The 14,905-nt window shown below is 63.5% G+C and carries 13 protein-coding genes; 2 read left to right on the forward strand and 11 right to left on the reverse strand.

Annotation, left to right across the window (positions count from 1 at the left end):
* Positions 1-118: 118 nt before the first annotated feature.
* Positions 119-1,372, reverse strand: a complete 1,254-nt coding sequence (locus FJ546_RS27995) for an ABC transporter substrate-binding protein (protein ID WP_246686990.1) — start codon at positions 1,370-1,372, stop codon at positions 119-121.
* 135 nt (positions 1,373-1,507) lie between these two features.
* Positions 1,508-1,708, reverse strand: a complete 201-nt coding sequence (locus tag FJ546_RS31775) for a hypothetical protein (RefSeq protein WP_246686991.1) — start codon at positions 1,706-1,708, stop codon at positions 1,508-1,510.
* On the opposite strand from FJ546_RS31775, the gene FJ546_RS28000 reads away from it, so the two are divergent.
* Entirely contained in the window at positions 1,707-2,735 is a 1,029-nt protein-coding gene (locus tag FJ546_RS28000; RefSeq protein WP_246686992.1) for an ROK family protein, read from the forward strand. The genes FJ546_RS31775 and FJ546_RS28000 overlap by 2 nt on opposite strands.
* 303 nt (positions 2,736-3,038) lie before the next feature.
* On the opposite strand, the gene FJ546_RS28005 is transcribed toward FJ546_RS28000, so the two are convergent.
* Both FJ546_RS28005 and oiaX read right to left on the reverse strand, forming a co-directional pair.
* Positions 3,039-4,373, reverse strand: a complete 1,335-nt coding sequence (locus FJ546_RS28005; protein WP_140892268.1) for a four-carbon acid sugar kinase family protein — start codon at positions 4,371-4,373, stop codon at positions 3,039-3,041.
* Positions 4,374-4,377: 4 nt separating this feature from the next.
* A complete protein-coding gene (oiaX, locus tag FJ546_RS28010; protein ID WP_140892269.1) occupies positions 4,378-5,628 on the reverse strand; it encodes a 3-oxo-isoapionate-4-phosphate decarboxylase OiaX in 1,251 nt (416 codons plus the stop codon).
* A 187-nt stretch (positions 5,629-5,815) separates the two neighbouring features.
* Between oiaX and FJ546_RS28015 the strand changes: the two genes are divergently transcribed.
* On the forward strand, positions 5,816-6,529 hold the full coding sequence (locus FJ546_RS28015; RefSeq protein ID WP_140892270.1) for a transcriptional regulator NanR: 714 nt from the start codon (positions 5,816-5,818) through the stop codon (positions 6,527-6,529).
* A gap of 6 nt (positions 6,530-6,535) precedes the next feature.
* On the opposite strand, the gene FJ546_RS28020 is transcribed toward FJ546_RS28015, so the two are convergent.
* The 7 genes from FJ546_RS28020 to FJ546_RS28050 form a co-directional block, all read right to left on the reverse strand.
* Positions 6,536-8,374, reverse strand: a complete 1,839-nt coding sequence (locus tag FJ546_RS28020; RefSeq protein WP_140892271.1) for a hypothetical protein — start codon at positions 8,372-8,374, stop codon at positions 6,536-6,538.
* Positions 8,371-9,405, reverse strand: a complete 1,035-nt coding sequence (locus FJ546_RS28025; protein WP_140892272.1) for a Gfo/Idh/MocA family oxidoreductase — start codon at positions 9,403-9,405, stop codon at positions 8,371-8,373. Before FJ546_RS28025 ends, FJ546_RS28020 begins: the two co-directional genes overlap by 4 nt.
* A gap of 2 nt (positions 9,406-9,407) precedes the next feature.
* On the reverse strand, positions 9,408-10,472 hold the full coding sequence (locus tag FJ546_RS28030; RefSeq protein WP_140892274.1) for an ABC transporter permease: 1,065 nt from the start codon (positions 10,470-10,472) through the stop codon (positions 9,408-9,410).
* Positions 10,465-12,036 carry a sugar ABC transporter ATP-binding protein gene (locus tag FJ546_RS28035; protein ID WP_140892275.1) on the reverse strand — a complete coding sequence of 524 codons (1,572 nt, stop codon included), beginning with the start codon at positions 12,034-12,036 and terminating at the stop codon, positions 10,465-10,467. The genes FJ546_RS28030 and FJ546_RS28035 overlap by 8 nt, the downstream gene beginning before the upstream one ends.
* Entirely contained in the window at positions 12,033-12,698 is a 666-nt protein-coding gene (locus tag FJ546_RS28040) for a DUF2291 family protein (RefSeq protein WP_140892277.1), read from the reverse strand. Before FJ546_RS28040 ends, FJ546_RS28035 begins: the two co-directional genes overlap by 4 nt.
* Before the next feature lie 78 nt (positions 12,699-12,776).
* On the reverse strand, positions 12,777-13,718 hold the full coding sequence (locus FJ546_RS28045) for a D-ribose ABC transporter substrate-binding protein (RefSeq protein ID WP_140892279.1): 942 nt from the start codon (positions 13,716-13,718) through the stop codon (positions 12,777-12,779).
* 296 nt (positions 13,719-14,014) lie between these two features.
* Positions 14,015-14,842 carry a phosphogluconate dehydrogenase C-terminal domain-containing protein gene (locus FJ546_RS28050; protein ID WP_140892280.1) on the reverse strand — a complete coding sequence of 276 codons (828 nt, stop codon included), beginning with the start codon at positions 14,840-14,842 and terminating at the stop codon, positions 14,015-14,017.
* Positions 14,843-14,905 lie beyond the last annotated feature (63 nt).

Raw genomic sequence — 14,905 nt, forward strand, 5'->3', positions numbered from 1 at the left:
CGCCAGGGGCGGGCGGGCGCAGGGGTCGATGGGATCAGGTCGTGATTTGACATTTGCCGCGCGGAACTGGATGGAGGATGGCCGGGTGCGGATAGAAATTGCGCCCGGCCGTTCCCGTCTACTTCTGTGCTTCGGCCGCGTCGGCCATCGCATTGGCGCCGTCCTCGGGTGACATGTCGGGCGTCGCTACGAACTCGGTAATGGCGTCCATGATCGCGCCGCGCATCTTCTGCGGGATGGTCATGTTGTGCGCCATCGAGCGGACCAGCGTGCCGTCCTTGATCGAAGCCTGCAGATCCTTCTGCGAGAGCTGCTGGCACGGATTGAAGCCCTTCGACAGATCGATATCAAGGCGCGCGGGGATCGAGCCCTTGGCCTGGTTGAAGACCGTCTGGAAGTCGGGCGACAGGATCAGGCTGGCAAGCAGCTTCTGGCCGTCGATGTAATCCTGATCCTTTTGCTTGAAGAACACGACCGAGTCCGAGTTGAGGATGAAGCCGGGTTTGCCCCAATCGGTCGGTGCCTGGGCGCAGACATAGTCGGTGCCTTCCTTAAAGCCGGCGGCGGTCAGCAGGCCGATCGTCCAGTCGCCCATGATGTGGAAAGCTGCGTCGCCCTTGCCCACGAGCGCCGACATCGAATCCCAGTCGCGGCCAACCATACCCGGATCCATGTACTTGCTCGTCATCAGGCGCATCTGCTGGAAGGCCTTGACCATCCCCGGGCTGCGCATGGATTCGACATTGCCCTCGACGAAGGCCTTGCGATAGAGATCGATGTCCTGGCCGTAGAGAACGACCTCGAACACCGTCGAATCCGTCCAGTCGGCGGTCGAATGCGAGATGCAGATCTTGCCGGAGGCGACGATCTTGTCGCAGGCTGCATTGAACTCGGCCCAGGTCTTGGGCATTTCCGTCACGCCGGCGGCCTGCATGACCTTCGGCGAGGCCCACAACCAGTTGATGCGGTGGATGTTCATGGGGGCGGCGACCCATTTGCCGGTCGGCTTCATCACCGGAAGCAATTCCGGCGCGACCACTTTTTCCCATCCTTCCGAGGCCGCCAGCTCGTCGAGGTCAGCGGTCATGCCGGTCTTGTTCCACTCGGCGATTTCCGGACCTTTCAGCTGCACGGCCGGCGGGGCATTGCCGGCGATCACGTCGGCACGCAGCTTGGCCAGCGTGTTGGCCGTGTGACCGGCGATCGAGGTCTGTTCCCATTTGCCGCCCTTGGCGGTGAACATCTCGCCGAGCTTGGCAATCGCCTGGGCGTCCGATCCAGTCGCCCACTGGTGCAGCAGGTTCGTCTTGGGCTCGGCGAAGGCTGCTCCGGCGACAAAGGTGCACGCAACGGCGGCCGCGAGGGCGGTCATGACGCATTTCATAGTTTCACTCCCATATGGTGTTGCACGGTTCGTATCGACCGCTTATGGCCGCGGTTTGAAGCCGCCGCCGGCGAGATGCGTTAATCTCAAGTTCTTTCCAAGATGACATATTGGAGCTATCAGTCAACGATGTTTATATTGGTTCATGACAAAACCTTCGCTTAGAACCTGGCTGATCGACAGGCCGTCCGCGTCGCCGGAGAGCATGATTGTGCGCTGCCTGAGTGAACGCGGCGCCCTCTCGGCGTCGCAGATCGCACGCGTCACCGGTCTGGCGCGCTCGACGGTCTCAACCGCGCTCAATGGCTTGAGAAAATCGGGCATGGTGATCGAAGCCCCGACCAGTCGCGAGGGAATCAGAGCTATTGGCAGGCCAGCCGCGGCCGTGACGCTCAATCCGACAGCGGGGACCTGCGTCGGAATTCACCTGGGACTTCACGAGATACGGCTGATCGTTGCCGATGTCTCGCATTCCGTCATTGCCGAACAAACTATCCCCATGGCACTGGACTACCAACCGCGGCAGGCGGCCCAGATGGCCAAATCGGCAATTGCCCAATCTTACGAAGAAAATGGTCTGCCGATGGCGGGGCTCCTGGGGGTTGGGATTTCCGTCTCTGGTCCTGTCAGCCGCGATGGAGTGGTCCTGCGCGCCAGCATCGTTCCAACATGGGCCGGCGTCAACATACGAGATGTGTTCGGACCCGTGCTGGAGCGGCCGATCTTCGCCGACAATGAGAGCAACTGCTCGGCCATTGCGGAACTGATGTGGGGCGCGGCAATCGGCCATGACGATTTCGTGCTGTTCAAGATCGATCTGGGGGTCGGTGGCGCCATTGTCCAGCATGGCCGGCTGGTGACGGGCATCGCCGGCGGCGCCGGCGAATTCGGGCACATCAGCATCGATCCCGGCGGCGATCTTTGTCGGTGCGGCAATCGCGGATGCCTGGAGCTCTATGCGAGTTTTGCCCGGCCACTGGAACAGATTTCGCGTGTCGTGCGGCGGCAGGTCACCATGGATGATGTCATCGTGATGGCCAAGGAGGGCGACGTCAGGGCGTTGCGGATGATCGAGGATACCGCCGATGTCGCCGGCCGGGGTCTCGGCTTGATCGGCTCGGTGCTCAATCCGCCGCTCATCATCATCGGGGGCCAGATGGCGTTGGCGGGCGACATTCTGTTGACGCCGCTGATCGCGTCCTACGAACGCCACACGCTCATCAAGTCCCGCGATATCGCTCCGGCCCTGCGCACGCGAATAATCGTTGGCAAGCACACCGAGAACGACGCATTGCTGGGCGCGGTCGGACTCGTGCTGAGGCATCAGACGAAGGAACTGTCGCTCGGCTGATCGGCCTGGGTCAAGTCGCGAAAGCGGACCTTGGGGTTTGAAGGTTCGCTATTGTTCTTCCTTGAAGACAAGTGGCCCCCATTGCTCCCGGCCTCATTGCTGCCTGTCCGCCGTTCCTGGCGATTCGCAGCCTTCCCGAAAGCGGTCATCGCTCAACTTACCCCCAAGGCCTGGTTGGGAGGGTTCTGCTGGTCTACTTTCAAGCAGACATGTTTTCGCTCGGTGCTTCGGTGCAAGTTGAAGCACCAACAGACCGGTGCATGTTTTCTCTCGGGTTCGCAGTTTACCCGCCCGACGCCACAGTCAACTGCGAAGGCCGTCACGGATGGACGAGAAATAGCGGTCGGTTCCTACCTGGCCGCCCTTCAGCGCAACCTCCAGCCCGTCAATCGCTTTGACGTGCGAATGAGCAACGCAAAGTGGGGAACCAGGCGAGGTGGGCAGAGGCATCCTGACGGTCAGCGCGTCGACGCCCATTTGTCCCAGCGCATGGCTTGACGTGTCACCGCCGGCAATGACCACGCGCTGCAAGCTCTGCTCGTCAGTCAATTGGCGCAGCAGCGCACCAAGGCCGCGGCCAAGCTTGTGGCGGGCGCCGTCCTGCCGGTCGATTTCGGCCCCCCTGTCGGCTGCAGGGCCGAGCGCGGTGTAGAGGATGACGCTTCGTCCGGCTCGCAGGCTGACGAGGCCGCTTGCCACCGCGCGCGTGATCGCCTGCTGCGAAGCCTCCGAAACCAGTTCGACCGGATCGACCTCGACGCCGTCGAAGCCGTCGCTCAGGGCATGCCGGATCTGTCTTTCGGTGGTCGGCGAGCAACTGCCCGACACGACGGCGATCCGGTCGGCGGCGCCCGGCGGCGTGAAGCCTGGTCCGGCGCGGACGATGTCATTCGCCGCCCATTCGGCCAGCAACGCATACTCGACGCCGGACGAGCCGGCGACAAAAGAGCCGCCCGGCTTGCGCATGCGCCAGATCTCCTTGCCCGCAAGGGCCTGAGTCTCCCGGCTGTCGACGTCGACAAGCACGATGGCCGTGCCATTGTCCACGAAGCGATCCAATGCCTGCGACCGCTGCTCCGACTGCAGGGTCGCAAGGTCGATCAACCCCGACGTGAGATCCGTCTGCCGCGACAGATGGATCAGCAGGTCCGATTCATCCATCGGCGTCGTCGGGTGGCGGCTCATCACCGGATGGCGGTCGATGCGGAAATATTGGTCGCGATAGGCCGCGAACAAATGGCCGAAGGCGGTGTAGCGCTTGAGCTGCGGCGCGCCGACCAGCAGCGGCACGCTATCCTGCTTGAAGACCTCGCGGCCAATCTCGATCGCCCGGCCGATGCTGCCGATCGTCGGGCTGGAATCGAAGGTCGAACAGACCTTGTAGTGGCAGATTTCGGCTTTCAGCGTCTTCAGCCAGGCGAAGGCGTCGCGCAGATGCGTGTCCATCCAGTGCGGCGTCTCGCTGCGGCTGGTGCCGGCCAACCCGACCGCCTGGCAATGCTTGAACTGGGCAAGCAGAGCCTCGTCCGGCTGCCTCATGAACAGCACCGTCGGCACGCCGCCGAGCTCCAGCGCTTCCATGACGTCGGTCGAGCCGGTGAGGTCGTCGCCATAATAGCTGAGCAGCAGGTTTTGCATGACCTCAGGCCGCCTTGCCGTCGCCGAACTTTTCGATCGACCGTGCCAGTTCGGGGTGGTTCAGGGCGAAGTTCGCCAGCGGGATGCCGTCGACCGCCGCTTGCCAGGCTTGCTGGACGGCGCGCACGCCGGCGCCTGGCCCGTCCGGATGGCTGACGATGCCGCCGCCGCAGAGATAGAGCAGGTCGACCGTGCGGCCGGTTCGTTCGTAGGTCTCGGGCGCCTGTCCGCCCCACTGGCCGGAACCTGCGACCGGCAGCGCGCAATCATCAGGCGAAAAGATCGGCGTCGTCACTGCCTTGAAGGATTCGATGAAGGATGCATCCGGCTCCCAATATTTTGAAGCGATGCCGTTGATCTGGAACTGGTCGACGCCGAGCAGTCGCCAGAACTGCTGCCAGACCTTGAAATCCATGCCGAGGCCGGGGTGGCGCGTGAGGATGTCCCAGCCGTTGCGATGGGCGTGCAGCACCAGGCTGGAGCGTTTCCTTAAGTAGGCCATGCCGCCGAAGCCGATGGAGTTGATGTTGATCACCGCGCAATTGCCGCCTGCATTTGCCACCAGATCGTGGTTGCGCATCATCTCGTCCGGGTCGGCATGCGAGATGCCGAAGGCATACATCACCTTCTTGCCGGTCTTCTGCTCGTGGTCGAGGATCAGCGGCATGATCGCCTTCACCCGTTCCGCCAGCGGCGAGTAGGCCGGGCTCATCAGCTTCTCATCGTCCTTGATGAAATCGACGCCAGCCTCGATCAGCTCGCCGACCATCTCGGCGGTCTCATGCGGCCGCAGCCCCAGCGCCGGCTTGACGATGGTGCCGATGATGGGGCGTCCCGCGACGCCGGTCAGCTTGCGGCTGCCGGTGACGCCGAACTGCGGGCCGGGATGGGCGCCGCGATAGTCATCAGGCAGCTTCATGTCGACGATGCGGATGCCCGACAGGCCCTTGATCGAATAGGTGCCACCGATGGCGATGGTCATCAGGGCCGAAAGGTCGGTGCCGATCGCGTCGAGCGGGAATGCGATATCGACATCGGCGCGCTTGAAAGGCCCCCCGTCGGCCTCGGGAATGGACGGTTGCTCCGCATCGGGCAGACGCCGGATCGCCAGCACTCGCGCCGCCACGCGGGCCTTCAGTTCCTCGGTTTCGCCGGGCAGAGCGACGAAGGTGCCGGTCGACTGGTCGCTGGCGATCCTGGCCGCCAGCGCCTCGATGTTGCCTGACGTTTCGATGCGATAGGTGAAGGTGATCATGGGGAGCCGGCCGGTCGAAAAGGGTCCGAAAAAAGTTTCGTCACGTTTGAAATCTGGTATAATGAGTACATAAGTATTGCAAGCAATATCCCACTTCGCGCAGCGGAGGGCGGGCAAAGCTGCAAGCATTCCGGGAATCGCACCGGCAGTGCTAAACAGGAACCGGGCCAGGGAGTGATTCGTCACGATGAACCGTTCGGAGCCGATCGTCCGGCGCAAACTTTCCGACGAAGTCTTTGCAAGGCTGAAGCGGCTGATCACCAGCGGCGAGTTGCAGCCGGGCGACGACATGCCGTCGGAACGCGAATTGATGGAACGCTTCGAGGTTGGCCGGCCGGCCATCCGCGAGGCGATGCAGGCGCTGAGCAATATGGGCCTCGTCGCCATCTCGCATGGCGAGCGGGCCAAGGTGCTGCAACTCACCGCCAAGTCGATCATCAAACAGGTCGACGGCGCGGCCAAGATCATCCTGTCGTCGTCGAAGGACACGCTCGAGCACCTCAAGACCGCGCGCATTTTCTTCGAGCGTGGCATGGTCAGGGAAGCCGCCGAGAAGGCCACCGTCGAGGATGTGCAGCGGCTCAAGGCAACCGTCGCCGAGCAGCGTGCCGCGCGAGGTGATTCCGAAGCCTTCATTTCCGCCGACATGAAATTCCACACCCAGATCGCGACGATATCGGGCAACCCGATCTATGTCGCCGTCAGCGAGGCAATGCTCGGCTGGCTGAAGGAATATCACACCGAAATGCTGATCTGGACCGGCAAGGAACAGTTCACGCTGACTGAGCACGAAGAGATCATCGGCCGCATCGAGAAGAAGGATGCCGAAGGCGCCGAGAAGGCGATGATCAAGCATCTGGAGCGCTCGCGCGCCCTCTATGTGATGAATTCCGAAAAGTAACCTGATTCAGCCGATCCGCGCGATCGCGTAGGGTGTCATCACAAGATGGCCTCGGTCAAACTCCGAAAGGTCGACCGCCACGTCGCTCGCCGCCAGGTTCGTCAGCCACATGACCGTCTTTCCCGAGGATGAACGCCCAGCCAACGCCAGTACCCGGGTCTCATCGCTCGTTTTGGCCGTGACATGTTCAAGGCCAGCCAGTTCGCAAAGCCCCTTGATGGCTTGGAAGATCGGCCGGGGTGACCCTTCCGCAACGGGTTCCCCAGATGCCGCCAGCACGCCGAATGGCCCGGTGAAGCCGGACAGCGTCAGCATCTCCAGGCCGGCCGGCGCGACCCGTGCGGCATAGCCGATCGTCCAGGCGGCGGCGAACAGGCCGTTGTGGCGCGGGTCGCGGTTCGCCATGGCGATGCGCTCTCCCCGCGGATTGTCCTTGGTGGCGCCGCCATAGGGGTTCTGCCGCATGGCAATGGTCGAGGGCCCGATCCGGTAGGGCTTGTCGCCGAAGATCGCCCGCGCCGACCGGCTGATGAACGGCAACGCCTCCAGCGACTGCATCACGCTGAGAGCATCGGCGGCATGCACGATCGGGCAGGTGCAATGGCTGACGAAATCGAGCAGCCCGGCCGGGACGCGCTTGCGGTTGAGCTCGGTGAAATAACTGAACATGCCGCCGCCAAGACGGATATCCGGGAAGGCACGGCGCGCGGCGGCGTAGACATCTTCCAGCGGCGGGCAGGGCGGCCAGGCGCTGCCTGGTGGTGTCGATTGCCGATCGACCGAAGGCGAAACCGCTATGGCATCGAGCCGCAGGCCCGCCCGGCGCACCAGGTCGACGATATCGGAGAGTTCGGCATCGAGATCGCCGCTGCAGGCGACCACGCATTCGAGCGTTGTGCGAGCGGGATAAGCGGCGGCGAGCCGGGCGAAAGAGCGCAAGGCATCGAGCCCATGGCCGCCCGTCGGATCGTAATGAAGCAGCAGTTGCTGCGGGCCGAGCGCCGACAGTGTTGGGAGGTTCGCCAGCGCGGTCTCGACATCGCCGGGATAGAGGATCACGCCGACATCCGGAAGCGCCGGACCGGGCTCGCCGAGCGTAACGCGGATCGGACCAGATGGCTCGGTGGTGGCCGGCGTCTTGTCGCCGCTGGCAATGCGTAGGCTGACGGTCTGGCGGTTGGTTTCGCCGGCCGGCAACACATAGGGCCAGGGCAGCGCCAGCGGCCGTACATAGGTCTTGTACGAAGCATCGGACCAGTTGCGCTGGTCTTCCATTTCGAAGACGTCGCCTTCCATGCGGCATTGCGCGGTGACGCCGGGCCGCACTTCATGCGTGATGGCGCGCAAATCCTTGAAAGGCTGCCAGGGATCGATCAGATCAGGCAGTCTCGTCGCCACCACGCTGCCATCCGTGTGCTCGACCATTACGGGGCTGCCGGCGAGGCCGGCGATCGGATGCAGGATGCAGAAGCCGCAGCGGTTGGTCTCGAAATCACTTTCAGGCAGCGCGTTGACGTCGAAGACCAGCTGCCCATCAGAGGAGCCTTTGATGGTGGCGTGGAAGGCGAGCCGGCTTCCGCCAGCCCCGGTGCAGCTTGCCGCGTAGCTGACGGAGAATGCATCGGCACCCTGATCGATGGTCAAGTCCGTCAGCGCTGGCTCATAGGTGCCCCAGTCGCGATCTCGAACGACATAGGCGATGGCACGCAGCACCTCCGCGCCGCCATGGCGGATCGCGCGCAGATTGCCGTTGACGAAATCGGCACTGAGCGGGCCGGCGACCAACCGGACCGGTTCGGTCTCCGCCGCGTGCGTGCCGCAAAGGAGGAAGCGATCCGTGGTCATTTCAGCAGGTCGTCGATCCGCACCGGTTGCCGGCTTGCAGCGCCGGTGTAGGCAGCCTCGACCAGCGCGAATGTCTTGAGGTTGTCGGCGCCGGAGGTCGCCGGCTCCTTGCCTGATGCAATGCAGTCGACCCAGTGCCGCTGGATCGCCAGCACGCTTTCCTGGATGTTGTGCCATGGCCGCGAGGCCCAGGGCAGAAGCGGCGGCGAGATATCCCTGACCGTTGTGCCGCTCTTGCCGGTGACGGTCAGCTGGTATCCCTGCGCCAGCCGGAGCGTGCCGTCGCTGCCGTCGATCTCGATCAACGTTTCGGGAAACGGCTCGACGGCAAGCCTGGTCGCATAGCTGCAATCGACCACCGAAATGGCGCCGTCCTTGTGATCCATCAGCATCGTGGCGACATCCTCGCCGGCGATGGCCGGGTTGATGCGCGCGGTGCGGGCAGTAAGGCTCGAGACGTCGCCCAGCAGAAAACGGGCGATGTCGAGGATGTGGATGCCGAGATCCTCGATGATGAAGCGTTTTCCCCTCGCCAGGTAGGGCTGGCCGGAAAACACGTCATAGGCCGAGCGGAAGGAGATACGCCCGAAGAAGGGCGTGCCGATTTCACGGCTGTCGAGCATGGCGCGCACAGCCTGGACCGGCGACTGCCAGCGGAAATTCTCATGCACCATCAGCGGCACGCCGGCCTCGGCGCAGGCCGCGACCATTGCTTTGGCGTCGGCCAGCGTCGGCGCGAACGGTTTCTGGCAAATCGCCGGGACGCGGTTGGCGGCCGCCATCTCGACCAACGGTCGATGGCTGGCCACGGTGGTGGCGATGTCGACGAAGTCGAGCGTCTCGCCGGCGAACAGTTCCGCCGCATCGGTGTAGCGTCGCGCGATGCCGAACTGGTCGCCGACGATCCTGAGCCGCTCCGGATCGCGGTCGCAAATGGCGACGATCGCTGCGCCCTCTATATCGCGCCAGGCATGCATCTGGTTGACGGCGAAGAAGCCGCAGCCGATTAGCGCTCCGCTCAAAGTCGCCATGATCAACCCGCCTTTGCCATCTGCATCAGGGTGACACGCTGCTGAAGCCGGCGCTGCGCCTGGTCGACGACGACGGCGACGATGATGACGAGGCCCTTGATCACCATCTGCCAGAACGAGCTCACCCCCATCATCACCAGCCCGTCCGACAGGATGCCGATGACGAAGGCGCCGACGATAGTACCGCCGATCGTGCCGCGACCGCCCGACATCGAAGTGCCGCCAAGCACCGCCGCGGCGATGGCATTCAGTTCGAAGCTCTCGCCTGTCGCCGGATGCGAAGCCATCAGCTCCGACGAGATGATCAGGCCGACGATCGCCGCGCAGAAGCCGGAGAACATGTAGACGAACATCTTGACCATGTTGACGCGCACGCCCGAAATGCGCGCCGCGCGCTCGTTGCCGCCGACGGCGAAGATGTGGCGGCCGAGCGGGGTGTACCTCGCGAGATAGGCCGCACCCAGCGCCACCACGATCAGGATCCAGATCGAGACGGGCAAGCCGACGAGCCGGCCGGCGCCAAGGAAGCCGAAGCCGGTGGTGCCGAGCTCCGGCTTGCCGACCAGATTGGGGAAGGTGCGGCCGTCGGACGACAGCAGCGCCAGGCCGCGCGCCACATAGAGGACGCCGAGCGTGGCGATGAACGGTGCGACATTGAGCCGGGTGATCAGCAGTCCGTTGACGGCGCCGATCAAAATGCCGACCGCCAGGGTGATCAATGCGATCTCCACCACGTTGAAATAGATGGTGTAGCCGATCTGCAGGTCGATGCCGTTGAGCACGAGATAGCCGGCCACCATGCCGCACAGGCCGACGATCGAACCGACGGAAAGATCGATGCCGCCGGTGATGATGACGAAGGTCATGCCCATGGCGAGGAAGGCGTTGAGCGCCACGTGCTTGGCCATCAGGATCAGATTGGCGGCCGAGAGGAAGTTCGGCGCCGCGATGGAGAAGAACACCAGCACGGCAATCAGCGCGATGAAGGTCCTGAGCTTCATCAGCGTCAGCAGCGCGGAGCCGCCGGAGGCCGAAGAGTGGGTCGCCCTGGCCGGAATGTCAGTCATTAGCGTTGCTCTCCAAATTCTGGGGCAAGATGTGCGGGGCGGGTCCATGGCCGAGCGCCGATGCGGCGACAATCGCGGCTTCGCCCGCCTCGGCGCGATCGAACATGCCGGTCAGTTTGCCATTGCTCATCACCGCGATGCGGTCGGACAGCGCCATCACCTCGTCGAGGTCGGAGGTGGCGAACAGGATGCCGAGCCCATCGCGCGACAACTTGCGCATGGTGCGGAAGACATCCGCCTTGGCGCCGACATCGATGCCGCGGCTCGGCTCGTCCATCAACAGCACCTTCGGTCCAGTGAGGAGCGCCTTGCCGATCACCACCTTCTGCTGGTTGCCGCCTGAAAGCGACGAGACTTCCTGCGCCGGATCGGCGACCTTGATCGAAAGCTCGCGCACCATCTGCCTGACTCCCTGCCGCTCTGCGCCGCCTCGGATATGGAACACGCGCACGAAGCGCGACAGGCTGGCCAGCGTCAGGTTGCTGGCAACGGATAGGATCGACACCAATCCCTCGCGTTGGCGATCTTCCGGAATCAGCGCCAGCCCGCGCCGTATGCGCCGCGTCGTGTCGCGTTCCCTGATATGTTTTCCGTCGATGAAGATCTTGCCGCTGGCATGGCCGTGTCGGCCCATGATGCAGTCGAACAGCTCGCTGCGCCCCGCGCCCATCAGGCCGTAAATGCCCAAGATCTCGCCGGCGCGCAGCGACAGCGAGACATGGTCGACCGCCAGTCCGCCGGTGACGCGAGGCAGGCAGATGTCCTCGGCTCGGAAGATCTCCTCGCCGGGAACATGGCCGTCGGCCTTGGCGAAATCCTTGGCGTCCGAGCCGATCATCTGCCGCACGATCCACTGCGTGTCGACGTTCTTCACCTCCTCCTGGCCGGTGATACGGCCATCACGCAGCACGGTGATGTAGTCGCCGATGCGGATCAGCTCCTCCAGCCGGTGCGAGATGTAGACGATCGCCACGCCGCGCGCCTTGAGGTCGGCGATCACCTTGAACAGGATCTCGACTTCCGCCGCACTGAGCGCCGAGGTCGGCTCGTCCATGATCAGGATGCGTGCGTCGAGCGAAACAGCCTTGGCGATCTCGACCAGCTGCTGCTGGCCGATGCGCAGATCCTCGACCAGCATGTCCGGCCGGATACCGGCTTCGAGCCGATCGAGAAATTCGCCGGCCTGCCGCTCCTGCGTCTTGCGGTCGATCTTGCGAAACCGGTTGGTGATCTCGCGCGTAGCGAAAATGTTCTCGGCGACCGTCATGTTGCCGAACAGGTTCAGCTCCTGGAACACCATGCCGATGCCGCGGGCCACGGCATCGCCGGAGGAGGAGAAGGAAACCTCGTTGCCGTCGAGCATGATGCGCCCGGCCGTCGGCTGCTCGACGCCTGCGATGATCTTCATCAGTGTCGATTTGCCTGCGCCGTTTTCGCCGACGAGCACATTGACCGCGCCTTTACGCACCTCGAAATTGGCCTGCTTGACCGCGACGGTGCCGGCATAGACTTTCGAGACGTCTTCGAGCTTCAGGATGACGTCATGATCAAACACCGCGCTCATGGCTTGGGCCCGATCTCGGCCTCCGCCGGGGTCACCAATGGCAGGTCCTGACCACCTTCGATCGTGTAGGCGCCGAGCACCTTGGCGGTGCGGCCCTCCAGCGCTTCGCGCGGCAGCTTGGACAGCGCGGTCTTGTCGGCATAGGCATTGAACGCCTTGCCGAACTGGGCGAAGTCGATCTGGTTGGTGAAATCGTTGAACTGAACGAAATCGAGGCTGTCGCGCAGTGCGGTTCCGCGCATTGCCGGCCCGATCTGGACGCGCGCATCCGCCTTGCCGTCGCCGTCGATGTCGATATCCATCGTCGCCGCGCGCGACTGCGTGTTGGCGGCGACGATCTTGCCCTCGACGCGGACCGCGAAGGTCCATGGCGCATTCGCCTGCTTCTTGGGGTTGCCGTATTTGGCGCCGGCCGCCGCCGGATCGGTCTTCGCCAGAGCATGGACCTCGGCAAATGCCCCGGCCTTCCCTTGCAAATAGGGGATCACCTTCGAGGCCCAGATCTCCTCGACCATCTTGTCCGGGTTGAAGCCGGACGCGTTGCCTGCAACCCCTTGCGCCGATGGCGTCGGCAGGATCTTGCAGGCGCTGAGGCCGATGCCGGCGACCAGCGCGAGGATCGGCCAAGTTGCCTTAATCGGCCAGATCGGCTTACTGAGCATGGCGGTCAAAGCTTCCCATTGAAATGGAGGCGAGGGACGAACCCAAGGTTCGCCCCTCGCTGTTTGCGTTGCGCCGGCTCAGTTCTTCAGCGCGAAGGTTTCCAGCTTGGCGGCATTGTCGCCATTGATGAGCACGCAGTCCATCAGCTGCTTTTCCTTCTCGGGCGACTTCTTGTTCTTGATGAAGTCGTTGGCCTGCTCGACCGCCATCTGCGCTTGGGCGTAGGCCGGCTGCAGCACCGTCGCCTTGATGCCGCCTGACGTGACGGAGTCGCGCACGTCGTTCGAGCCGTCGAAGCCGACGACGATGACATCCTTGCGGTTCGCCGCGGCGAGCGCCGCATAGGCGCCCATCGCCATCGTGTCGTTGCCGGAGATCACGCCCTTGATATCGGGATTGGCCTGGAGGATCGATTCCATCTTGGAATAGGCCTCGGTCTGGCTCCAGTTGGCCGACTGCTGCGCCACCATCTTGAGGTCCGGATAGTCGTCGATGACGTCGTGATAGCCCTTGGAGCGGATGCCGGCATTGGTGTCGGATTCCTTGCCGACCAGCTCGACGAAGTTGCCCTTCTCGCCCATCAGCTTGACGAATTCCTGCGCGCCGAGTTGGGCGCCCTGGTAGTTGTTCGAGACGATCTGCGCCACGGCGACGCCGGTGGCATTGATCTCGCGGTCGATCAGGAAGGAGGGGATGCCGGCGTCCTTTGCCTTCTGCACGGCGGCGACGGTGGCATCGGCGCCGGCATTGTCGAGGATGATGGCCTTGGCGCCGCGCCCGATCGCGGTGTCGATTAGCTCGGACTGCTTGTTGGCATCATCGTCATGCACCAGCACCAGCGCCTCGTAGCCGAGTTCCTTGGCCTTTGCCTCGGCGCCGACCGCTTCCGCCTTGAAGAACGGATTGTCATGCGAGGGGGTGATGATCGCGATCAGGTCCGCCGCGAAGGCCGGCGCCGCCGTGCCCAGTGCCAATACGCCGGCGAAAGCCGCAAGTGTCATTCTGCGAGTAAGTTTCATGAGGTCCTCCCGTTAAGAACATGGGCCTCGACCAGTCGAGGCCACTGCCTTCATTTGAAATCGTCAGACAGGGCGGGGCAAAACGCCGCCTGGATCGGCAAAGCCGTTTGCCGGCTTTTCGACCGAACCGATTTTCGCGCCCGCCATCCTCCGCTCGTTCCGATGCCTCCTCCCAGCGGAGAAGGATCAGTTCCGAGTGCGTCAGCAGCTTAGCCAACTGGTATAATGAGTCAACCACTAATTCAGATGATCTGTATCTAACCGCGCACCTTGCCGCAGCGAGGGAAATGCGCGCCTCAGGTGATGCGCTGGATGCTGGCGGCGATTTCCTCCGGCTCGAAGACGCGCTTCCAGTCATCGCGCATCAGCACCGGCTTGCCGAACTCGATGGCCTTGTTGCAGGCATCGGAGAACACGCCCTTGGTCTCGCCGAAGATGACGGCGCCGAGCACATTCATGTGGCCGAGCAGGAAATCGAGCGCGGCCTGCCGGTCGACGCCGCGCGCCACGACCTCGTCGAGCGCTTCCTTCATGACGACGAGCAGCGAAGCGCACACTGTCTCCGAAAGGCCGGGCTCCAGCAGCGCCATATGCTCGACCGTGACGCGGTGCGAGCGCATCACCGGCGCCCAGATGATCTGCGCGATCTTCTCACCCTTGGCGTAGTCTTCCTCCGGCCCCTGCATCAGGGCGCTGACGAAATGCTGCTTGGCCTTGACGCCGCCGAAGAAGTCCTTCTTGGCGGCCATGTCGGTCTCGTCGTTGAAGATCGGCGGATGACAGGGATGGGTCACGAAATAGGTAAGGTCGGGACGACCGGGCAGATGCCCGGCGAACGGGGCCGCCGCATCGAGCACGATCACCATTGTCCCGGACGAAAGCTTGCTTTCGATGCTGGCGGCGACCTTGCCTATATGCGTGTCCGGCACCGCCAGGATCACGACTTCGGCGTCCTTAAGCGCCTCGTCGACGCCGACCGCATCGAAGCCCAGACCGGTTTTCAGCCGCTCCTTGCCGGCCTCGCTGATCTCGACATGGCGGATCGTGTAGTCCGATCCGCGAAAATTTGTCGACAGGCGGTAGCCCATTTTCCCGCCCGCACCAAACAGCGCAATCGTTGTCATCTGGCCTTGCTCCTTGAATTCTGGGCGATCGTCGCGCGATCGTCATCTTATATACTGGTATGA

This window comes from Mesorhizobium sp. B2-4-19, assembly GCF_006441315.1.
Classification (GTDB): Bacteria; Pseudomonadota; Alphaproteobacteria; order Rhizobiales; family Rhizobiaceae; genus Mesorhizobium.